The organism is Acinetobacter sp. V89_4, assembly GCF_029967875.1.
Classification (GTDB): Bacteria; Pseudomonadota; Gammaproteobacteria; order Pseudomonadales; family Moraxellaceae; genus Acinetobacter; species Acinetobacter oleivorans.
This window is the reverse complement of sequence record NZ_JASCAI010000029.1, coordinates 78,586-100,705: the sequence shown is the minus strand read 5'-3', so window position 1 is coordinate 100,705 and position 22,120 is coordinate 78,586. Positions and strand designations below refer to the sequence as shown.

18 protein-coding genes are annotated in these 22,120 nt (G+C 39.9%); 3 read left to right on the top strand and 15 right to left on the bottom strand.

Annotated elements, in window-relative coordinates; all coding sequences use genetic code 11:
- Positions 1 to 32: 32 nt before the first annotated feature.
- The 6 genes from gyrA to xerA form a co-directional block, all read right to left on the bottom strand.
- Positions 33 to 2,747, bottom strand: coding sequence for a DNA gyrase subunit A (gyrA, locus tag QLG01_RS16305; protein WP_004790593.1), 2,715 nt, complete (start codon positions 2,745 to 2,747; stop codon positions 33 to 35).
- Positions 2,748 to 3,152: 405 nt separating this feature from the next.
- Positions 3,153 to 4,112, bottom strand: coding sequence for an MBL fold metallo-hydrolase (locus tag QLG01_RS16300; RefSeq protein WP_151988345.1), 960 nt, complete (start codon positions 4,110 to 4,112; stop codon positions 3,153 to 3,155).
- A gap of 90 nt (positions 4,113 to 4,202) precedes the next feature.
- Positions 4,203 to 5,045 carry an AraC family transcriptional regulator gene (locus QLG01_RS16295; RefSeq protein WP_282496948.1) on the bottom strand — a complete coding sequence of 281 codons (843 nt, stop codon included), beginning with the start codon at positions 5,043 to 5,045 and terminating at the stop codon, positions 4,203 to 4,205.
- A 77-nt stretch (positions 5,046 to 5,122) separates the two neighbouring features.
- A complete protein-coding gene (locus QLG01_RS16290; protein WP_004790587.1) occupies positions 5,123 to 6,055 on the bottom strand; it encodes an FAD-binding protein in 933 nt (310 codons plus the stop codon).
- Between the two features lie 17 nt (positions 6,056 to 6,072).
- A complete protein-coding gene (locus tag QLG01_RS16285; protein ID WP_005307637.1) occupies positions 6,073 to 6,822 on the bottom strand; it encodes an electron transfer flavoprotein subunit beta/FixA family protein in 750 nt (249 codons plus the stop codon).
- Between the two features lie 461 nt (positions 6,823 to 7,283).
- A complete protein-coding gene (gene xerA / locus QLG01_RS16280) occupies positions 7,284 to 8,174 on the bottom strand; it encodes a site-specific tyrosine recombinase/integron integrase (RefSeq protein WP_282497028.1) in 891 nt (296 codons plus the stop codon).
- Between the two features lie 169 nt (positions 8,175 to 8,343).
- Here xerA and QLG01_RS16275 point away from each other — a divergent pair, with 169 nt between their 5' ends.
- A complete protein-coding gene (locus tag QLG01_RS16275) occupies positions 8,344 to 8,967 on the top strand; it encodes a LysE family translocator (RefSeq protein WP_282496947.1) in 624 nt (207 codons plus the stop codon).
- An 85-nt stretch (positions 8,968 to 9,052) separates the two neighbouring features.
- Here the strand turns inward: QLG01_RS16275 and dapF are convergent, their stop codons facing one another.
- The 4 genes from dapF to QLG01_RS16255 all read right to left on the bottom strand — a co-directional run bounded on the left by dapF (position 9,053) and on the right by QLG01_RS16255 (position 12,945).
- Positions 9,053 to 9,898, bottom strand: coding sequence for a diaminopimelate epimerase (dapF, locus tag QLG01_RS16270; RefSeq protein ID WP_016140226.1), 846 nt, complete (start codon positions 9,896 to 9,898; stop codon positions 9,053 to 9,055).
- Positions 9,899 to 9,903: 5 nt separating this feature from the next.
- On the bottom strand, positions 9,904 to 11,154 hold the full coding sequence (gene lysA, locus QLG01_RS16265; protein ID WP_151964215.1) for a diaminopimelate decarboxylase: 1,251 nt from the start codon (positions 11,152 to 11,154) through the stop codon (positions 9,904 to 9,906).
- Positions 11,155 to 11,176: 22 nt separating this feature from the next.
- A complete protein-coding gene (locus QLG01_RS16260; RefSeq protein WP_004790575.1) occupies positions 11,177 to 11,398 on the bottom strand; it encodes a lipoprotein in 222 nt (73 codons plus the stop codon).
- A gap of 140 nt (positions 11,399 to 11,538) precedes the next feature.
- On the bottom strand, positions 11,539 to 12,945 hold the full coding sequence (locus tag QLG01_RS16255) for an amino acid permease (protein WP_005307657.1): 1,407 nt from the start codon (positions 12,943 to 12,945) through the stop codon (positions 11,539 to 11,541).
- A 487-nt stretch (positions 12,946 to 13,432) separates the two neighbouring features.
- Between QLG01_RS16255 and radA the strand changes: the two genes are divergently transcribed.
- Positions 13,433 to 14,821: a DNA repair protein RadA gene (gene radA, locus QLG01_RS16250; protein ID WP_013197043.1), complete on the top strand. Its 1,389-nt coding sequence runs from the start codon at positions 13,433 to 13,435 to the stop codon at positions 14,819 to 14,821.
- 82 nt (positions 14,822 to 14,903) lie between these two features.
- Entirely contained in the window at positions 14,904 to 15,896 is a 993-nt protein-coding gene (locus QLG01_RS16245; RefSeq protein WP_013197042.1) for a TIM44-like domain-containing protein, read from the top strand.
- A 58-nt stretch (positions 15,897 to 15,954) separates the two neighbouring features.
- On the opposite strand, the gene epmA is transcribed toward QLG01_RS16245, so the two are convergent.
- The 5 genes from epmA to QLG01_RS16220 all read right to left on the bottom strand — a co-directional run bounded on the left by epmA (position 15,955) and on the right by QLG01_RS16220 (position 21,913).
- A complete protein-coding gene (epmA, locus tag QLG01_RS16240; RefSeq protein ID WP_174744014.1) occupies positions 15,955 to 16,929 on the bottom strand; it encodes an EF-P lysine aminoacylase EpmA in 975 nt (324 codons plus the stop codon).
- Entirely contained in the window at positions 16,926 to 17,993 is a 1,068-nt protein-coding gene (locus QLG01_RS16235) for a 4-phosphoerythronate dehydrogenase (RefSeq protein ID WP_282496946.1), read from the bottom strand. Before QLG01_RS16235 ends, epmA begins: the two co-directional genes overlap by 4 nt.
- 104 nt (positions 17,994 to 18,097) lie before the next feature.
- The gene (locus QLG01_RS16230) at positions 18,098 to 18,490 is read right to left on the bottom strand and encodes a DUF1232 domain-containing protein (protein ID WP_013197039.1); all 393 of its coding nucleotides are present in this window, start codon (positions 18,488 to 18,490) and stop codon (positions 18,098 to 18,100) included.
- A 150-nt stretch (positions 18,491 to 18,640) separates the two neighbouring features.
- Positions 18,641 to 19,426, bottom strand: coding sequence for a formate dehydrogenase accessory sulfurtransferase FdhD (gene fdhD, locus QLG01_RS16225; protein ID WP_192837061.1), 786 nt, complete (start codon positions 19,424 to 19,426; stop codon positions 18,641 to 18,643).
- A gap of 78 nt (positions 19,427 to 19,504) precedes the next feature.
- Positions 19,505 to 21,913 carry an FdhF/YdeP family oxidoreductase gene (locus QLG01_RS16220; RefSeq protein WP_282496945.1) on the bottom strand — a complete coding sequence of 803 codons (2,409 nt, stop codon included), beginning with the start codon at positions 21,911 to 21,913 and terminating at the stop codon, positions 19,505 to 19,507.
- Positions 21,914 to 22,120: the final 207 nt, after the last annotated feature.

Sequence of the window (22,120 nt, the reverse complement as noted above, 5' to 3'; positions counted from 1 at the left end):
AGCTTACGCTTCCTTTTTTATTTAATTAACACTTACTCTTCTGACACATCGTCATTCGTAGAAACTGCATCTTCACCATCTACTTCTGAAGTATCAACTTCTCCTTCGAGAAACTCTTCTTCATCTTCGACAGCTTCAATAGACACAACGCCCACTAAAGTTTCTTCTTCGCTTAAACGAATCAGACGAACACCTTGTGCATTACGACCCGTCATTGCAACTTCAGCAGCACGCGTACGAACTAATGTACCGCCATCAGAAATAAGCAACAGTTCTTTGCTTTCATCAATAGATACTGCACCTACAAGCTCACCATTACGTTCACTTGTCTTAATCGCAATAACGCCCTTACCACCACGTTTTTTGGTTGGGAAGTCATTTACAGGAGTACGTTTACCATAACCATTGGCACTCGCACACAGCACTTCGCCCGTTTCAGGAACAACAACAAGTGATACGATACGACTTACGACATTTAAATCTGCTGAATCTTCGTTGTCATCAGATTCATCATTTTCAACTTCTGCATCTTCTTCACTTAAAGTGCTGCTTGCAAAGCTAACACGCATACCACGGACGCCTTTAGCAGTACGGCCCATTGAACGCACGTCGGTTTCTGCAAAACGAATTGCCTTACCTTCATTCGAGAACAACATGATTTGCTGATTACCATCAGTAATCGCAACACCAATTAAGGTATCTTCTTCATTCAGTTCAATTGCGCGTAAACCATTTGAACGAATGTTAGCAAACTGCTCCAAATCAACACGTTTAACCGTACCAGAAGCTGTCGCCATAAATACATAATGGTTTTCTGGGAATTCAGTTAACGGCAAGATAGCTGTAACTGTTTCATTCGCATCTAAAGGTAACAAGTTTACAATCGGGCGGCCTTTAGCACCACGTGATGCTTGAGGTACTTCAAATACGCGAAGACGATACACTTTACCTACGTTAGTAAAGCAGAGTACAGTCGCATGGTTTGAAGCAACAATCAGATGTTGAATAAAGTCATCATCTTTCATTGAGGTTGCTGACTTACCACGTCCACCACGGCGCTGAGCCTGATAGTCTGAAAGTGGTTGAGTTTTTGCATAACCTGTTTGTGAAACCGTTAATACAACTTGTTCTTCAGGAATTAAATCTTCACGGCTAAAATCAATACGTGATTCAATAATTTCTGTACGACGACCATCACCATACTGTTGTAGTACTTGCGCTAATTCTTCACGAATTACAGCCATCAATAAATTGAAATCATTAAGAATTGCCGTAAGTTCAGCAATTTGACCTAAAATTTCAGTATATTCTGCATGTAATTTGTCTTGCTCAAGACCCGTTAAACGATGTAAACGCAATTCTAAAATTGCACCCACTTGCGTTGGTGATAAACGGTAAATTGATTCAGTTAGACCAAATGGACGATCTGGGTTTTCACCTTCGATTTCATCTGGGCGAACAGAAATAGCGCCAGCTTTTTCAAGTAAAGAAATAACGCCACCACCAGCCCACTCACCAGCTAGTAAACGCTCGCGCGCTTCAGCTGGGTTAGCAGAAGTTTTGATGGTTTCAATAATTTCATCAATATTGGCTAAAGCAACAGTTAAGCCTTCTAAGATATGACCACGTTCACGTGCTTTACGTAATTCGAACATGGTACGGCGTGTCACTACTTCTTGGCGGTGACGAATAAATGCCGCAATAATATCTTTCAGATTCATCAATTTTGGTTGTCCGTTATCAAGACAAACCATGTTGATGCTGAATGAGTTTTCAAGCTGTGTATTTAAGAATAAGTTATTTACAACGACTTCTGCGTTTTCACCACGTTTCAAGTCAATCGCAATACGCATACCGTCTTTGTCAGACTCATCACGAAGCTCTGAAATACCTTCAAGTTTTTTCTCTTTAACTAACTCGGCAATACGTTCAATAACTCTTGCCTTGTTGACTTGATATGGAATTTCAGTAAAGACAATGGTTGTACGGCCTGTCTTTTCATCTTCTTCGAAATGGTACTTACCACGAATATGTAGTCGGCCTTTACCTGTACGGTAAGCATCAACAATGCCTGATTTACCGTAAATAATACCGCCAGTAGGAAAATCAGGACCAGTAATGTATTCCATCAATCCTTCAATCGAGATATTCGGATTGTCAGCATAGGCTAAGCATGCATTCACAACTTCTGTCATGTTATGCGGTGCCATGTTGGTTGCCATACCTACGGCAATACCAGCAGCGCCATTAATTAACAAGTTAGGAACACGTGTTGGAAGCACCTGAGGAATACGCTCAGATCCGTCGTAGTTATCTTCCCAGTCAACTGTGTCTTTTTCTAGATCTGCAAGAAGCTCGTGCGCTAACTTAGTCATACGGACTTCGGTATAACGCATTGCAGCCGCGCTATCACCATCGATTGAACCGAAGTTACCCTGACCATCTACCAATAAATAACGTAAGCTAAAATCCTGAGCCATACGTACAATAGTTTCATAAACAGCTGAGTCACCATGAGGGTGATATTTACCGATTACGTCCCCAACAACACGTGCAGATTTCTTGTAGGCTTTGTTATAGTCATTGCCCAATTCGTGCATGGCAAATAGCACACGACGGTGAACAGGTTTCAGACCGTCTCTCACATCCGGCAATGCACGAGATACGATTACACTCATTGCGTAATCTAAATATGAATGCTTGAGTTCATCCTCAATGGCAATCGGTCGGATTTCCGATACGCTCATGCATACTCCTTCTTACAGATAGAAATTTCCATCTGCTAATATGTCTTGATCTTGCAAAAAATTTAGTTCTGAAAACTGAACTAAAATCGAAAAAAATATAGCTGTATAGTATAGCACAAACTGCTCGTTAACTGGGAGTTTAGCAATCTGAAAATAGCATTTTTTTACAATAAAAATTTCATTAGAATTAATAAGTTAAAATTAGAGAATTCTAGTTTTAAATGTATTTCTTAAAACTCAACAGTTCGACCAAAATATAGACAACACAAAAGTGCTCTCTTTAGAGCACTTTTCATCTAATCTTAAAAACAAAACTTAGTTTATTAGCCAAAATAAATAATATTTAGCTTCAACATACTTGTCTTGTTGTAAACCCATTATTCTTTTAATAATAGGTTTGAAATATCATTTTGTAGGCCGATATTGAGCAGGAATCCACTGATATCCTTTTGAATTTTTACTAATATGCCCAATACCAGGAAAAGCAACATGCGCAGCTCCCACCCACCATTGGTTTTTATAAGCTTGTTCAAAAATACTTTTACGAACAGCTATAGCCTGATTCGAGTGAGTATCAGGTTTGTAGCTTGCTTCAGGATAAGGAAACTGTACTGCACCATAGTGTACAACATCGCCAAGACCTAAAAACTTTTGACCGTTTTGTCCATCTACCAAATATGAAGAATGACCTTCAGTATGACCATGAGTAACGATGAGTTGAACATTCGGTACGTTAAAAGAGGTTTTGGTAAACGCGACGAGTTGCCCTGCCTTTTGGTATGGCTGTAAGGCATCTCTCGTCATTTTAAATATTGGCTTAAAAAAATCATTAGCTTTTGCTTCATTTGCAGATGATGTCCAAAAATCGACATCTTCTTTAGCTAGATAAACCTTCGCATTTGGATAAGCCATTTTGCCATCGAGTGTAATACCGCATAAATGATCAGGATGGGCATGTGTAATCAAGATGGTATCTATTTGTTCAGGCTGTACGCCTGCGTTCTTTAAATTTTCACGTACATGACCCAAGGTTGGACCAAAACATTTTGCAGTGCCAGCATCAATTAAAATATTTTGTGTGGGTGTTTGAACAAGATAGGCAGAGAAATCTGTGACAATCTGATTATGCTCATCTACAGGAACAAAGTTTTCTGCAAACAGTCGATTGGCTTTTTCAGCTGAAATACCTAGTAAATCACTACGAGGCAGTCCCAGTTCCCCATCAAACAATGCTGTTACCTTAAGGTTGCCTACTGGTTGTAAAAAGTAACCATCGACTTGATGTACACTTGGCGTTTGTTCTGCATGTATAACTGTACTGGCACTCAGTAGCAATAATATCGTTAGTGATTTTAATGATTTCATCATAGAGTCCTTCGTATTTTCATACTTTAACTCTATTGGTTTTGATCTATTTAAATCGCTCAATAAGCGATAAGAAACGCTCAAATTGACTTATTCAGCAGCTAGAACAGTAGGATCTATACCATAACGCTCTATAAAGCGATCACGAAAAATAGCAACAGACTGGTATCCCGATTTTGCTGCAATAGTTTTCATAGGTAATTTTTTCGAATACAACAACTCAAGTGCAAAAGTAAGCCGTGCATGGGTAATCGTTTCTCTTAAGGATGTGTCTTCATGGCTAAGCTTACGGCGCAGTGTCGCACTGCTCAAACCTAATCGCATTTCAAACTCACTAGACTGCCAATGGTGCTGTGGATTCTCTATTACCCAATCATGAATGATTTTTGTCAATTTAGGTGGAGGTACAATTAACACATCTGAACAATGCTGTTGGCATAACTGTACAAGTATAGCGGTAATACATAAACGTGCTTTCACCACATCATGATTAAATAAAGCCGCTTGCCACTCAGCTAAAGATGTAGCGAAATCATCTATTGAAAACTTTAATATTGCTTCAGTTCTGTCTACAACTGGCTTAGCCCAAATCATTTGTGCAGCTTGAATGACTTCGTCACACATAGGCACCAGAATAGTGAGATATTCACCCGTTATAGGGTCAGGTAGATTAACTGCATCGATAACCGTATCGGGTTTTATAATATAGAGATCACCGGCACTAAAATTGATTTGTTTTGTTTGAAGATTTAATTGCTGTTGCCCATATAAAATAAATCCCATGTGCAACTGACTAACTTTAATATTGGACAGCCCATGCTGATTTTTCGAACGAATACATAAATAATCTCGTGCCATATCTGCCCGTGCCAATCTTACAAGTGATTGATGTAATTGGTGGGCCTCTAGGGAAGCGGAATAATTAATATTCATAATGATGATCTAAATAAAAAACGCCCTTGGCTATTTATAGCACAAGGGCGTTTTTCGAATAAGTGACAAGCTGTAAATTACAACTTGCTTACCAACTCTGGTACCACAGTGTTCAAATCACCAACTAACCAGTAGTCAGCAACACTGTTGATTGGCGCTTCTTCGTCTTTGTTGATTGCAACAATAACTTTAGAATCTTTCATACCAGCTAAATGCTGGATCGCACCAGAAATACCTACAGCAACGTAAAGGTCAGGCGCAACGATTTTACCAGTTTGACCCACTTGGAAGTCGTTAGGTACGAAGCCCGCATCAACTGCCGCACGTGAAGCACCTTGTGCTGCACCAAGCTTGTCAGCTAATGGATCAAGTACTTTATGGTAGTTCTCACCAGAACCTACACCACGACCACCAGAAACTACGATACGAGCCGCAGTTAATTCTGGACGATCAAGCTTAACGATTTCTTCAGATACAAAATGAGAAATACCTGCATCTTTCGCTTCACTTACCGCTTCAACCGCAGCAGAACCACCTTCAGCAGCTACTGGATCAAATGCTGTACCACGAACTGTACCCACAATGATTGCTTCGTCAGATTGAACAGTCGCAATCGCGTTACCTGCATAAATCGGACGCTTGAATGTATTTGCAGATTCAACAGAAATAATGTCTGTGATCATGCTTACATCAAGAAGAGCAGCAACACGTGGAAGAATGTTCTTACCAGTTGTTGTAGAAGCAGCTAATACGTATTTGTAACCTTTAGCTAAATCGGCAACTAAGGCAGCTACGTTTTCAGCTAACTGGTTTGCATAAGCAGCATTGTCAGCAAGTAAAACCTTGCTTACACCAGCAACTTTAGCAGCAGCATCAGCAACTGCCTGAGCACCAGAACCAGCAACTAATACAGTAATATCACCACCGATTTTTTGTGCTGCAGCAACAACGTTTAAAGTAGCACCGTTAAGTACTTGGTTGTTGTGATCAGCGATAACTAAAATACTCATGATTTTATCCTTCCGTATTAGATCACTTTCGCTTCATTTTTCAATTTTTCAACAAGCTCATCTACAGATTTCACTTGTACGCCAGCTTTACGTTCTGCTGGAGCTTCAACTTTAACAGTTTTAAGCTTAGTACCAGCTGCAACGCCATAATCAGCAGGAGATTTAGTATCAAGTGGCTTCTTACGAGCTTTCATGATGTTAGGCAATGCTGCATAACGTGGCTCATTCAAACGCAAGTCAGTTGTAATGATTGCTGGAAGTGCCAGTTCAACAGTTTGTAAACCACCGTCAACTTCACGAGTTACTTGTACTTTGCCGCCATCAACTTTCACTTCAGAAGCGAATGTACCTTGACCAGCACCTAATAATGCGCCAAGCATTTGACCTACTTGGTTAGAGTCATCATCAATTGCTTGTTTACCAAGAAGGATAAGTTCTGGTTTTTCAGCGTCAACAACACCTTTTAAAATTTTAGCAACTTCTAAAGCGCCAATTTCATCAGTGGTTTCAACTAAAATACCGCGGTCTGCACCTAAAGCCATTGCAGAACGGATTTGTTCTTGAGCTTCTTTAGGACCCACAGAAACAACAACGATTTCTGTTACTGTTCCTTTTTCTTTTAAGCGAACCGCTTCTTCCACTGCGATTTCACAAAATGGGTTAATTGACATTTTAACGTTAGTTAGGTCAACCCCACTATTGTCCGGCTTAACACGAACTTTGACGTTGGCATCAACCACGCGTTTTACAGCAACAAGAGCCTTCATGTAATCCTCGGCTGTTCTAGCAAAAGTAAATGTTGAGAAAAGTATATTAACTCTTCAATTAAAATTTTTTAGGTACCCTATCTTGCAATGTGTTTGGCATTTCGGTCAAGTCACAATTTTCCAGAACAGCACAAAAAAAATGAAACCATCAGTTCATAAAAAAAATATTATGCCTTATTCGGTGCTATTTCGTTCTTTTTACACTCTATTTTATATATTGATTTTTATTATCTTTTTATCTTATTTAGCTTATTAGTCAGAAACATAAGATCGCCTTAAAATAATCGAGATTAGATGTTTTTGACTGAGGGGTACCGACAAAATATCCCAAGATCAAAATGGTCAATTTGACTATTTCCCCTATTTCTCTTAAACAAATTTCTAAAAAAAAACAAATGATGTCTACATTCGTATAAGACTTGCCATTTTAATCAACTTTATTATTAAGATCGTTCTTCAATCTATTCATTCTTTTGTGCCCTCGGATGAGCTCGATCATAGACTTGTGCCAAATGATCAAAATCGATATGCGTATAAATTTGTGTCGTAGACAAATTACTGTGGCCTAACATTTCTTGTACTGATCGCAAATCACCACTACTTGATAACATATGGCTAGCAAAACAATGCCGTAATAAATGAGGATGCAAATCTACATTCACACCTGCTCTTTGCGCTTGAAGCTTTACACGCTTTTCGATTTGCCGTGGGGTTAACACACCGCCTCTTTGAGAAATAAAAACAGAAGCATTTTGATCAAAATGGCCTTTCCAGATTTTATAAATTTTCAGCCAATTCAATAAGCTTTCCTTCGCCTTTTTCCCAAATGGTACAATTCGGGTTTTATTTCCTTTACCCGTAATACGTACCAGTTGACGGTTAAAATCGATATCTTTAATTGTTAAGCCTTGCAGTTCAGCCAGACGCAAACCACTTGAGTAAAGTAACTCGAGCATGGCTTTATCTCTTAACCACAATTGCTGATCAATTGGTTTTTCAGGCACAGGCTGATCTAAAATTTGATTAACCGTTTCTATGTCGATCATACCCGGCAAGGGTCTAGGCTGACGTTTAAGCTTAAAATCATCAGTAGGGTTAATTTCTAGATATTTTCCTTGTTCAGCCCATTTCATAAACTGGCGAATTGAAGTGAGATGACGCTGCATACTGCTTGAACTTAACTGGTCTTGCTCAACACGCTGGGCCAAATACTCACGTAAATCTGAAGCTTCAATATTTCTTAAATCTATTTGTTTGAGTTCGCAGAACTCAAGAAAGCTTTTAACATCTCTTTCGTAAGCTGTAAGCGTGTGCTCAGAATGGTTCTGAATTTTTCTTTCTTTTAACCACATTGAGAGCAGCTGTAATGCAAAATCCAAATTGCTCTCCATTTATTTGCTCATTTTATTTTTTCAGTGTATCAAAAAGTAGTTGTTCAGGAAATTTAAGATCGTACAACGCCACAACTCATTACCTTATATATTACACTTCACTTTAAGTATTCGTCGGAACCCTGCTGTCATGACTACCATACTCATTCCCTACTTAATTGCCATTACTTTACTTACGCTTACCCCTGGTCTGGATACGACTTTAATTATTCGTACCGCTACTCTTGAAGGCAAATCTAAAGCATTTCAAGCAGCAGTGGGTATTAGCCTTGGCTGTATTGCATGGGGAATTGTGGTTGCTTGTGGTCTAGGGGCTTTGCTCATGGCTTCTGATTTAGCTTTTAATATTCTGAAATGGATGGGAGCTGCTTATTTAGCTTGGCTGGGTTTGAATATGATTTTAAAACCGCGTAGCCAACTTGCAGACATGCAAGAAACCAACTCCAATGTCCCTTCTTCACAGAATTGGTTTATTAAAGGTTTTTTGGGTAACTTACTTAATCCCAAAGTCGGTATTTTTTATATTTCATTTCTTCCACAATTTATTCCACCACAAGCGTCGGCTGTCACTTGGATTATGGGGCTTGTGATGATTCATGTGGTGATTGGAACCTTATGGTCAATTTTATTAATTTTGGCTATGCAACCACTATCACGTTATCTGAAGCAACCCAAATTTGTGAAATATATGGACCGGATTACGGGCAGTATTTTTGTGTTGTTTGCTTTGAAATTGGCTTTGAGTAAAAGATAATTAAATCAAATATTATTGTACATATAAAAGAAAGCCTCTTTTATCATTTTAGTTAATAAAAGAGGCCTCTATTTAGGTAATGCTATTAGCCTTGGAAATAACGTAAATCCAAACGCCCATCATATACATGAGTTGTTGGACCAGTCATCCAGACCACATCACCTTCTTGCCATTCGATTTGTAGCTTACCGCCAGCCAATTCAACTTCTACAGAATTAGCAAGTAAACCACGGCGCATACCACTTACCGCAGCAGCACAAGCCCCTGTACCACATGCAAGGGTTTCACCTACACCGCGTTCAAATACACGTAAACGCACATGCTTTTCATCAATGATTTGCATAAAGCCAGCATTCACACGTTCAGGGAAACGTTTATGTGATTCAACTTGCGGACCAATGCCAGCAACATCTGCAGTTAATACATCTGGAACAATAGTGACAGCATGAGGATTGCCCATATTGACCACATCAATACTAATGTTTTGGTCATTGGCTAACTCAAGTGTATATAAAGCTTCTGGTTGTTCAGCAATGAATGGAATTTCATTCGGCAAAAATTTCGGGTAGCCCATATTCACGCGAACCCAACCATTTTGCCCCAATTCAGGTTTGACAATCCCTGCTTTGGTTTGAACAGTAATACTAGTTTTCGTTGTTAAATGACGCTCATGTACAAAGCGAGCAAAACAGCGCACACCGTTACCACATTGTTCAACTTCAGAACCATCAGCATTAAAAATACGGTATTTAAAATCTGCTTCCGGCAAATCAGGTGGTTCAACAATTAAAAGTTGATCAAAACCAATACCGAAATGGCGATCGGCTAAGCGTTGAATTGTTTCTGTATCCAAATAGGCGCGTTGGCTGATCAGATCAACCACCATAAAGTCATTGCCTAGGCCATGCATTTTAGTAAATTCTAACAACATTTCATTTACTCCTCAGGCAATAAACTTTCTTTTTCCCAAAGGGATTCAACTGTTTCACGCTCACGAATCAAATGGGCTTTGTCGCCAGACACCATCACTTCTGCGGCACGTCCACGTGTATTGTAATTTGAACTCATTACAAAACCATAAGCGCCAGCGCCAAGAACAGCTAACAAGTCATTTTCTTTTAACGCTAATGAGCGATCTTTACCAATAAAATCACCTGTCTCACAGATTGCACCCACGAGATCCCAAGTTTTTTCTTCAGTATCTGAACTTGGTACCACAGGTTGGATATCCATCCAAGCTTCATATAATGCAGGGCGAATTAAATCATTCATTGCTGCATCAATAATGGCAAAGTTACGGTGACTCGTAGGCTTGAGCAAATCCACTTTGGTTAAAAGCACACCTGCATTTGCACTAATGCTGCGGCCCGGCTCCATATAAACCTTAAGACCTAACTTTTCTAAAGCAGGTTTCATTGAGTTGGCATATTCTTCAACACTTGGTGGTGTTTCATCTTTATAGCAAACCCCTAAACCACCACCGATATCGATGTGTTTAAGATTGATACCAAGTTTTTTTAGTTCCTCAATCATTACCATGACACGATCTAAAGCATCAACGAATGGTTTAGTCTCGGTTAATTGCGAACCAATGTGGCAGTCAATTCCAATAATCTCAAGGTTTGGTAAAGATGCAGCATATTGATAGGTTTCATAAACGGTATCACTTGGAATACCAAATTTATTTTCTTTTAAACCTGTTGAAATATAAGGATGTGTTTTTGCATCTACGTCTGGATTTACACGTAAAGAAATCGGCGCTTTTTTGCCTAGACGAGCTGCAACTTTTTGAAGACGATCTAGTTCGGCATACGACTCTACATTAAAGCAAGCAATGCCTACATTTAACGATGTTTCAATATCGGCTTCAGTTTTACCTAAGCCAGAAAAAACAACTTTAGATGCATCTCCACCCGCTTTTAAAACACGTGCAAGCTCACCACCTGATACGATATCAAAACCAGCACCAAGTTTTGCCAATACATTAAGAACAGCTAAATTTGAGTTAGACTTCACCGCAAAACAGATTTGATGATCAATAAAATCAAAAGCACGATCCATATCTAAGTAATGTTTTTCAAAAGCTGCTTTTGAATAAACATACAAAGGTGTGCCAAATTGCTGCGCAAGCTGCTCCATAGAACATTGCTCTGCGTGCAATACTCCATTAATGCGAGTGAAACTCATGAATTTGTCCTTATTTCAAAGCTTAAGGTGAAGTTGTTTGGGTTGGGGCTGATGATTCAACTGGCTGATCAGCTTGTTCATCCTGTTGCACAACTTGTTTCTGTTCTTTATTACGATAGAGCAAGTATTTCGCGCGTTTGTCATAATTCGGATCAGAAGGTAGCTGTAATGCTCCTGACTGACCGCAAGCGCTTAGCAAAATACTGCTGCTCAATAAACTGATGAGGCAAATGACACGACGCATCTGAGCACCTGATTTAAACAATTCGATGCAGTATACCGTGATCATGCAGGCGGCTAAAGAGTAAACTTAAAGAGAAAAACAATATGCATAAAAAACGCCAGCTTTTCAGCTAGCGTTTAATCATAACCAAATAAATTTAACTACTTTTTATGACGCGGTTTATAGAAGAAGAAATAACCAATGATCAAGATAATAAACCAGATTGGGCTGACTTTAAGCGCTTTAAACGTATCTGGCTCTAAAGACAACACGTAAATCATACCAATAAAGAAAATAATCGTGATCCAACATGTAAATAGGCCACCCGGCAATTTAAATGTTGATTTTGCATGCAGCTCAGGACGTGTAGTGTAATAACGGATATAACTCCAGATAATGAGTAACCACACACAAATGAACAGAATCGTTGAAAGTGTTGTTGCAAGCGTAAACGCCTCAACGGTATTTGGTACAAAATACTGTAATGCTGCACCTAACAATAAACACGCAGCAGAGAAATACAATGCATTTGCAGGTACCGCACGTCTGTTCAATTTACCAAAAGCTTTTGGTCCTTGATCTTCACGAGATAGACCAAACAACATACGGCTTGTTGAAAACACGCCACTGTTCATTGATGACATCACTGATGACAACACAACCAAGTTCATTAAGATTGCTGCTGCCGCAACGCCTGCTTGACTAAACAAATTTACAAACGGGCTGATCGCCGGATCAATTTTATTCCATGGTGTTACTGACATTACAATAATTAATGCGAACACATAGAAAATAATGATACGAATTGGAATTGAGTTAATTGCTTTAGGCAAATTACGTTCAGGATCTTTAGTTTCCGCAGCCGTTGTTCCGACAAGCTCTACACCAACGAAAGCAAAAATCGCAATCTGGAATCCTGCCAAGAAGCCATGCACACCCGTCGGGAAGAAGCCGCCATTTGCCCACAAATGAGTAAAGGATGCCACTTCACCAGTAGTCGAGGTAAAGCCTGTAAAGATCATCCATAAACCCACTGCAATTAGAATAATAATTGCTAGGATTTTAATCAGCGCAAACCAAAACTCCAACTCACCAAACAGGCGAACTGTTAACAAGTTCAAGCCCATAATGAATACAATGGCAGCAACACTGATCATTGCACCTTCGACTGGCGAGAAAGGTAGACCATTATTAAAGAATTGCAAGTAATAGATAATTGCAGAAAGATCGGCAATACCAATGGTGATCCAACACAGCCAATAGGTCCAACCTACAAAATAACCTGCCCATGGGCCAATTAAATCTGTTGTGAAATCAATAAATGATTTATAGGCAAGATTTGAAAGAAGTAATTCGCCAAGCGCACGCATGACAAAAAACACCATCACACCAATAATCAGGTAAATAAATAAGATTGAAGGGCCAGCAAGACTAATCGTTTTGCCTGATCCCATAAACAATCCCGTACCAATTGCACCGCCAATCGCGATCAGCTGTAAATGCCGATTTGAGAGGCTACGATGGAGCTCACCTTGTTCATGAGGCTCATTCAGATTTTGATTCGACATCTTATCAATACACTCCAGTAATTTTTTTTAGTCCGTTAGCTAAAATCAAAAAGACGATATCGCACCATTTGCAGGTATCTTTTAAATGTATATTTTTTGATAATTTTTCAGCTAACCGATTTTTATCTGTATTGCTGATGATTTCAAGCTACATACAATTAAATCTGATAATACGCACAAGCCCATAGCAATACAACGCACTTTACGGTCTAAAAACATGACTTGAACTTGTCTGATTTTTAAATTAAAAAGACGATTCAATTGACCATTTTCTAATCTTCAATTTCATTTCAGTCCTTCATCTGTTTATTAAAAATACCCCTGCTCGACCTTAATCTTTTAAATTAACTAACACATGACAATGACCTAATATTTTCGTTGTTTTAAATTAAGCAAAATGTATTCCACTTCAAAACTGATTCTCTATTTTGGTTTTGTTATACTCCGTTTCTACTATTAATTAAGAAGTTTTTAACTGAAGTCGAATATGAGCAAAGTCAAAACTGTTTACCGTTGCGAACAATGTGGTGCCGATCATCTTAAATGGGCAGGTCAATGTTCAGAGTGTGGTGAATGGAATTCTTTGACTGAAGTCAAACTTGAGCCAACTACCGCTCACCGCGCACGTCCAAAAGTTGGGGGCTATGCTGGCCAAGCTGCCAATATTACAACACTAAATAAAGTCACTTTTTCCCATGAAACACGCTTACCGACAGGCATCAGCGAATTTGATCGCGTACTTGGCGGAGGCTTAGTTACGGGTTCAGTCGTATTGATTGGTGGTGACCCCGGTATTGGTAAATCGACTATTCTTTTGCAAACTGCAACCTATATGGCAAGTGCAAAAAGCTCTGCACTTTATATTACCGGTGAAGAATCTTTATCTCAGGTTGCACTTCGTGCTCAACGTCTTGACTTACCTACTGACCAGTTAAAAGTCATGGCAGAAACCTGTGTTGAACGTATTTGCGAAGTCTTAGAACAAGAAAAACCTGTCGTGGCGATCTTAGATTCGATCCAAACGCTATATACAGAAACACTTCAATCAGCACCGGGTGGTGTTTCGCAAATTCGTGAATCTGCTGCTTTATTAACTCGTTATGCAAAAAATAGTGGCACTGCACTCTTCATTGTTGGTCACGTGACCAAAGAAGGTGCACTGGCAGGTCCACGTGTTTTAGAACACATGGTGGATTGTGTACTTTACTTTGAAGGCCAATCAGACTCACGTTATCGAATGATTCGTGCTGTTAAAAACCGTTTTGGTGCGGTGAACGAGCTTGGCGTATTTGGCATGACAGATAAAGGCTTACGTGAAGTTGCTAACCCTTCTGCCATTTTCTTAAGCCGTTATGATGAAGCGATTCCGGGTTCAATTGTCATGATTAGCCGTGAAGGGACTCGCCCTCTTTTGGTGGAAGTCCAAGCTTTAGTTGATGATGCTCAAGGACAACCTCGTCGCGTAGCATTGGGTCTGGAACAAAACCGTTTGAACATGCTGCTTGCTGTAATGCATCGCCATGGCGGTGTTCAAACCACCGGACAAGACGTCTATGTCAACATTGTCGGTGGTTTAAAGATTACCGAAACAGGTTCAGACTTAGCAGTTTTATTAGCATGTGCTTCAAGTTTACGAACCAAAGCATTGCCTCAGCAACTTGCCGTTTTTGGAGAAGTTGGCCTTTCTGGTGAAATTCGTCCTGTACCAAATGGCCAAGAGCGTTTAAAAGAAGCTGCAAAACATGGCTTTAAGTATGTCATTTTGCCTAGAGGTAATGCGCCGCAAAAAGCAATTCCAGGCGTACAAGTCATTGCGGTTGCCCGTCTGCATGAAGCATTGACTGAGGCAATGCAACTCAGTGATGAATTGACATAAAAAAACATACTTTTATGGTTGAAATTTAGCGTAAATACCTTCATAAATACTATTACAATTTAATTTTAGACAGGAATTTCCTATGGAAGTACACCAGCGTGGCTTGATTACCGGTATTTTAATGGCTGCTTTAGCAATTTCGCCTCTTGCTGAAGCTAAACGTGCAGGTGGTGGTAAAAGCCACGGTATGGCACGCTCTACTACTTCAAGCCAGTCTTATCAACAACCTCGTCAAGTGACTCCTGCTCAACAACCTGCTACTGCACCTCAACGATCAGGTCCGGGTGTTGGTTCAATGGTTGCAGCTGGTGTGGCTGGTGCTGCCGTAGGTGCTGTTGCAGCAAATGCTTTAGCTGATGACAAACCAACATCAACTGAACATCAAGCAACTCAAGCTGGAACAGAACAAGCTGCTCAAGCGCAACAAGAAGAGAAAAAAGGTGGAATTCCTAGCTGGCTTTGGGTATTACTTGCAGCAGCTTTAGCCTTTTTTGTTTTCCGCAAATTGGGCGCAAAAAAAAAATTAGCAGCTAATAATCCTTACGCACCAAATAACGACGGTCAAAACCCATTTGGTCGTTCTGCTGCACCACAAGCGACACCACGTAATGCTGGAGATAATACAAATATCTTTGGTCAATCTGTTGGTGGCGGTGCAGCAACCCAAGCTCCTTTTGGCGGTGCAACAACGAGCAATGGCAATCAACTTCCAGATGGTAGTGAACCTGCTGCTTTCTTACGTATTGCACGTCAACGTTTTAATCACATCCAGTCGATGAATACTGCAAGTAACATTGAAGAAATTCGCCGTTACTTAACACCAGAACTTTATAGTTCTATGTATAACGACATCATGGAAAACCAAGATCAAGACGTTGCTGAATTTAGCAATCTGAATGCGATGGTTGTAGACAGTGCGACTGAAAATGGTCAATACGTTGTAAGCGTACGCTTTACAGGTACAGTAAGTGAAGATTTAAACAGCTTGCCACAACCATTTACTGAAATCTGGCACTTTGTTAAACCTGCTGGTTCTCAGCAAGATTGGGTTGTTGCAGGTATTCAACAAGCTTAAGCTAAATAAACCCTCAATAAAAAAGCCACAATATTGTGGCTTTTTTATTTGCCAGTTTTTAAGCAATTTCAGCTGGGAATGTAATGACTTTTTCAATTTTGACCTGATCCATTGCAACCATGAGTAAACGGTCTATACCTAAAGCAATTCCTGAACATTCTGGCATATGAGGCAGTGCTGCTAACAAGTGTTCATCTAAAGGCATAACATGAAGGCCTTGCTTAGCACGCTCTGCATTGTCTGCTTCAAAACGTGAACGTAACACCTCTGCGTCGAGCAATTCATCGTAAGCATTGGCAAGCTCTAAACCTTCAATATAAACCTCAAAACGTGCTGCGACCTCTTCCCCATCTTCATCTACTTTCACTTTTGCCAAAGATGCCATTTCTGGTGGAAAGTCAGTTAAAAAGACTGGCGCATCAAATCCTAAACTTGGTTCAACAAAATGAGAAAATAATAAATCCATGTAAGCTAGACGATCATCGCCTAAATCAAGATTTAATCCCACACGATTTGCAGTATCTTTGAGTTGCTTCAATGTTGCTTGTAAAGGGTTGATATCGAGGCGATCTTGAAAGGCATGTTTATAACTTAAAATAAACGGACGAACTTCACCAAAACGATGCTGCAAACAAGTCTGCAATAAATCGGCAGTTTCATGCATTAAAGCTTTTAAGTCTAGACCCGGACGGTACCATTCGAGCATGGTAAATTCACTATTGTGTTTACGCCCATGTTCATCGTCTCGAAAAACCTTACAAATCTGATAAATCGGCCCACTACCGCTTGCCAATAACCGTTTCATAGCAAACTCAGGCGAGGTCTGTAAATATTGAGTCTGCAATTTGCCATTAATATGACGTAAAGCCTGAACAGATGCTAAATGCACATCGGTGACACCTGCTTGTGAAACAATCGGTGTTTCGACTTCCATGACATCACGTTCAGCAAAAAATTGACGAATCTGGTTATAAAGCTTAGCACGAGCCTTTAAAGCATCAATTGAACAAGTAGGTTGATAACTTAAACTCATGCCTGTGGTCCCCCGTGTGCTGCCCATTCACGGCGCAGCGGATAATTCTTACGTAATAAATCAAATGCTTTTTGCTCTACTTTACCTTCTTTAACACAGGCACGGATGTTGGCATCATCTTGAGCAATATCATAAATTTTAGCTAATTTTTGCTTGAGCACTGCCTTTAAATCATGTCCTGAAAAATAGTCTTCGCATGCAGGTAACTGAGTCTCGAAACGTTTATTTATATCAAACCCAAACTTTTGGCAGAATGCTTCATAAATCATTTGCGTACCTCGAGCCTTCCCTTCAAGGCTATAACCTGCAATATGCGGTGTTGCCAACGCCAACATGTCTATAAGTTCTTCAGATATGACTGGTTCATGCTCAAACACATCGAGCACAACTTTACGTTGGGTACGCTGAATATCTTCGATTAAAGCAGCTTCTTTAACGACTGGGCCACGCGCACTATTAATTAAAATCGTGTTTGGTTGAAGTGCAGCAAACGCTTGCTCATCAAAAAGATGATACGTCGCATGTTCACCATTTTTGGTTAAAGGCACATGAATTGAAATTGCATTCGCTTGTTGCAAAAGGGTTTCTAAACTTACATTTTTAATTGAATCTAACTGCACAAATGGGTCAAAACCAATCACATTCCAGCCAAGCAACTGGGCCATGTATGCCAAACGCTTACCGACGTTTCCAAGCCCCACAATGCCTAGGGTAAATTTTTCTTGTTGTTCTAAAAGGTTGGCATCTAAATGAAGTAAAGCAGTAATGACATATTCAGCAACTGCCTGCGCATTACAACCTGCTGCATTCGCCCATGTAATTCCTTGTTTTTCTAAAGCAGAAATATCTAAATGATCGGTGCCGATTGTGGCACTACCCACATATTTTAAAGCGGTGTTTTGAATTAAACTTTCGTTTACTGCGGTGACTGAGCGAACCAATAAAGCTTCAGCATCTTTTATATCTGCGTGCGTTAAGGTGCGTCCTGCATGGTGTTGAATATCGCCAAATTCTGAAAAAAAGTAATCGGTAAATGCCAAGTTTTCATCTGCGACGATTTTCATTATCTGCAACTCAAAGCTTATAAAAACGTTATTATCCTTTGAGTTGTAGCAAAGCACAATGTTCAGGGCGTTAAATTACGATAAGGCTTCTAAGCGTAGTTCACCTACAAGCCACCACCAAAATAAAAATAAGCCATCACCGCAAGAGTAAGCCACATTAAAATAATAAGTACAGCAACCAAATAATTTCGTGGCCCTTTTTCATGTTCTTCTAGCCATTGGTTAGCTTGCTGTTCTGCATCGAAAATAACTTGTTGAGGCGTAAATCGAAGCGCTAACCAAATGAGTATCGGCAAAATGATGGCCTCATCTAAAAGTCCTAAAATAGGAATAAAATCTGGAATTAAATCGATTGGACTAAAGGCATAAGCCACAGCCACCACAGCAATAACTTTTGGGAACCATGGCATTTGAGGATGCTTTGATGCAAACCAAAGCATAATAATTTGTTTTTTTAGACGTTTTGCCCATTCTTTTAGTGATTGTAACCAAGACATTTGGACAGACTCTGAACTACATAAGTCTGATCATAAAGTATAAAGTTCGTGCTTAACTTAAAATTAGGCAAAATAGAAATGTATATTTCCATTATGTTTGATCATTCTTAGCATTTGAGCTGCTCTGATCAATATTTCAATGCATGATCTTTATGTGTATAAAACGAAATCATCTCCACGACAAAAGCTTGCTAAAGTTAGGCCAGAAGTTTTTGCGAGCCGAATGGCCATACTGGTTGGAGCAGAAATTGAAGCCAATAAACCAATATTAAGCTGAGCGCATTTACGAATTAATTCGTAGCTTGCACGACTGGTCATAACAACAAAACCCAAACTGGTGTCGTAGTTTTCTTGAGCTAAATAACCTAGTAGTTTATCTAAGGCATTGTGACGGCCGACATCTTCAAATAAAGCCATGATTTTGCCTTGAACCACCCAAGCAGCGGCATGAGCGCCACCCGTCAAGGCAGTAATTTTTTGTTGATCTTTTAATTGAGAAATCGCGACTGGAATTTGTTCGAGCCACTCTTTGGAAGGTTCGATGGTAATTTTAGGAATATCGAGCTGAAGCTGCTCTAAACTTTCAATGCCACATAAACCGCAGCCTGTACGACCCACTAACATACGCCGCCTTTCTTTTAACGCAGCAAATGCTCTAGATGAAATGGTCATATTCACTTCAATTCCCAATTCACTTTCATGAACCTCAATGGCATACAACTCTTTTAAGCTCATTAAAATTCCTTCGGACAGACTAAAACCTTTAGCGAACACACTCACATCAGTAGGTGTTGCCATCATCACTGCATGAGAAATGCCGTTATATACCAAAGCAATCGGATGCTCTTGAACAATATTATCTAAAACACTTTCAGATTCGGTTTTCTTAAACCGCTTTACTTGTAATGTTTCAACCCCATAAGAATGTGGTGTCAAAATAATTTCCTTTATCTTGAAATGGCGCTTGATTAGAGCGCCATTTGTTTGAATTACATTTTTAATATCGCTGTTAATTTAAAGGTTACTTACTTTCTTATCTGCATCTTCAGGGTCAACTGCCGTTGCCAAATTAAAGTGTGCAGGCGCATCACCAGCATGCAAAATTACAGGAACACTTTTTGAAGCTGGAATCTTGGCGTATTTATCATGACTGCTTAAGGCTACCAAAGGATTGGTCTCTGGATAGTACGCAGCTAAACTGCCACGTGGAATGTTGTACGGCACAATACGGAAACTATGCACAATACGTTTCACACCATCTGAGAAAACACTTTCAATATCAACCCACTGATTTGCTTCAAAGCCAGCTTCATCAATATCGGCTTGGTTCATAAACAACACACGGCGCTGTCCAAATACTCCGCGGTAACGGTCATCGAGACCATATAGCGTAGTGTTGTACTGATCGTGAGAGCGAGTAGTCATTAAGGTATAAACTTTACTCTCGCTATAAGCGGCAGCATATTGATTTTCTTTATCACCATAGACTTCACTTAGAGGTGTAATCATAAACTGAGCTTTACCACTTTTTGTGTTCCAGATGTGCTGATTAGCCGGATGTTCTAGATGGAAACCACCTGGGTTATAGACACGTAAATTAAAATCATGGAACTCATCAAAAACCTCAGCAATTGAGTCACGAATACGATCATAACTTTCAATGTACCATTTCCATTTGATCTTGCTGTCTGGCAGCACAGCTTCAGCCATTCTTGCCACGATATCTGGTTCAGATAGAATATTTTCAGAAATTGGGGTATTACGCCCAGCCGACAAATGAATATTACTCATTGAATCTTCGACTGAAATTGCTTGTGGGCCATGAAGCTGCTCATCAATTTCGGTACGGCCTAAACAAGGTAAAATCAGCGCCTCTTTACCACACACCAAATGGCTACGGTTTAACTTTGTTGCGACATGAACGGTTAAATTACACTTTCTAAGTGCTTCTTGGGTATACGGCGTATCTGGCGTCGCAACTGCAAAGTTTCCGCCTAGACCAATAAAGACTTTGACCTCGCCTTCAGCCATGGCTTTAATGGTTTCGACGACACCATGTCCATTTTTTCTAGGAGATTTAATCCCAAACACGCGGTCAATGTTGTCGAGTAATTTAGGGCTAGGTAATTCATTAATGCCCATGGTTCGGTCACCTTGCACATTACTGTGCCCACGAACTGGACAGAGCCCTGCACCCGGACGACCAATTTGCCCACGAGCCAATAATAAATTCGCCAACATATGCACATTAGCTGTTCCGTGGCGGTGTTGAGTAATACCCATCCCCCAACAGAAAATTGAGCGTTCAGACTCTAAAAAGAGCTTGGCTAATTTTTCTAAATGTTCAGGCGATAGACCCGAATGTTTATAAATATCTTCCCACTCAGTTTTTTCAACTTCAGCAATCATCTCGTCGAAACCAATGGTATTCACCGCAATAAAGTTTCGGTCAAAAACACTTGGTTTACCTGAAGCTAGCGCTTTTTTATCCCACTCATTTAGGTGCTTTAAAATCCCTAACATGAGTGCATAGTCACCACCAATTTTAGGTTGGAAATAATAACGACTAATTGGGGTACTGCCGTTAGTCATCATTTCAAGTGGTGCTTGTGGGTCTTGGAAACGCTCTAGGCCTCGCTCTTTAATCGGGTTAATCGCAATAATGTTACCGCCACGTTTAGACACTTCACGTAAAGTACCTAACATACGTGGGTGATTGGTTCCGGGGTTATGACCAAAACTAAAAATTGCGTCGGCTAAATCAAAGTCTTCTAGCGTGACTGTGCCCTTTCCTAAACCAATCGAATCAAGTAACCCAACGCTTGTGGTTTCATGGCACATGTTTGAACAGTCTGGGAAGTTATTTGTTCCAAAGCTTCGCACAAACAATTGATATAAAAATGCTGCTTCATTACTTGCACGGCCAGAGGTATAAAACGCAGCTTGATCTGGGTTATCTAAGGCATGAAGGTGTTTAGCAATAATCTGGAATGCTTCATCCCATGAAATTGCGACATATTTATCTGTTGCAGCATCGTAGCGAACTGGATCTGTTAAGCGACCTAAGTCTTCAAGAAAGAAATCACTTTGTTCTGATAACCAACTGACCGTGTGACCTGCAAAATATTCGGGAGTCACTGTTTTACTGGTTGCTTCAAATGCAACTGCTTTTGCGCCGTTTTCACAGAAATTAAAGGCATGAGCATTTTTCTTTTCTGGCCATGCACAACCGGGACAGTCGAACCCTGTAGGCTGGTTAATATTGAGTAAGGTAATCGAACCTTTTTTTAAAATATCTTGCCGCTTTAAGTTTCGAGCAACACTGAGTAGTGCTCCCCATCCGCCCGCAGGATGAGTATAGGGTTCAATTCGTGCAAAGCCGTTATTTTCCTGAATATGCTTTTGTTCTTCTGAATTATCCACTTTGTCATCCTCTTATTACTTTTTACACATTCTATAGGTGCAATAAATCACAACTTAATTATGGTTATATCTACGCTATTTGCTGTTTATCTTAATAAGTAAAAATCCACTTTTATCTTACTCATGATATTTAGAGGCAGCCTCAACGCTAGTTATAATATGTGCCATATTTTTTATAATTACAATCATTCAGCAAAAACCAAAAAA

Bases quoted from the DNA above. Each gene is read 5' to 3' on its own strand.
- gyrA (WP_004790593.1), bottom strand. From the start codon at position 2,747: ATGAGCGTATCGGAAATCCGACCGATTGCCATTGAGGATGAACTCAAG.
- QLG01_RS16300 (WP_151988345.1), bottom strand. From the start codon at position 4,112: ATGAAATCATTAAAATCACTAACGATATTATTGCTACTGAGTGCCAGT.
- QLG01_RS16295 (WP_282496948.1), bottom strand. From the start codon at position 5,045: ATGAATATTAATTATTCCGCTTCCCTAGAGGCCCACCAATTACATCAA.
- QLG01_RS16290 (WP_004790587.1), bottom strand. From the start codon at position 6,055: ATGAGTATTTTAGTTATCGCTGATCACAACAACCAAGTACTTAACGGT.
- QLG01_RS16285 (WP_005307637.1), bottom strand. From the start codon at position 6,822: ATGAAGGCTCTTGTTGCTGTAAAACGCGTGGTTGATGCCAACGTCAAA.
- xerA (WP_282497028.1), bottom strand. From the start codon at position 8,174: ATGTGGTTAAAAGAAAGAAAAATTCAGAACCATTCTGAGCACACGCTT.
- QLG01_RS16275 (WP_282496947.1), top strand. From the start codon at position 8,344: ATGACTACCATACTCATTCCCTACTTAATTGCCATTACTTTACTTACG.
- dapF (WP_016140226.1), bottom strand. From the start codon at position 9,898: ATGTTGTTAGAATTTACTAAAATGCATGGCCTAGGCAATGACTTTATG.
- lysA (WP_151964215.1), bottom strand. From the start codon at position 11,154: ATGAGTTTCACTCGCATTAATGGAGTATTGCACGCAGAGCAATGTTCT.
- QLG01_RS16260 (WP_004790575.1), bottom strand. From the start codon at position 11,398: ATGCGTCGTGTCATTTGCCTCATCAGTTTATTGAGCAGCAGTATTTTG.
- QLG01_RS16255 (WP_005307657.1), bottom strand. From the start codon at position 12,945: ATGTCGAATCAAAATCTGAATGAGCCTCATGAACAAGGTGAGCTCCAT.
- radA (WP_013197043.1), top strand. From the start codon at position 13,433: ATGAGCAAAGTCAAAACTGTTTACCGTTGCGAACAATGTGGTGCCGAT.
- QLG01_RS16245 (WP_013197042.1), top strand. From the start codon at position 14,904: ATGGAAGTACACCAGCGTGGCTTGATTACCGGTATTTTAATGGCTGCT.
- epmA (WP_174744014.1), bottom strand. From the start codon at position 16,929: ATGAGTTTAAGTTATCAACCTACTTGTTCAATTGATGCTTTAAAGGCT.
- QLG01_RS16235 (WP_282496946.1), bottom strand. From the start codon at position 17,993: ATGAAAATCGTCGCAGATGAAAACTTGGCATTTACCGATTACTTTTTT.
- QLG01_RS16230 (WP_013197039.1), bottom strand. From the start codon at position 18,490: ATGTCTTGGTTACAATCACTAAAAGAATGGGCAAAACGTCTAAAAAAA.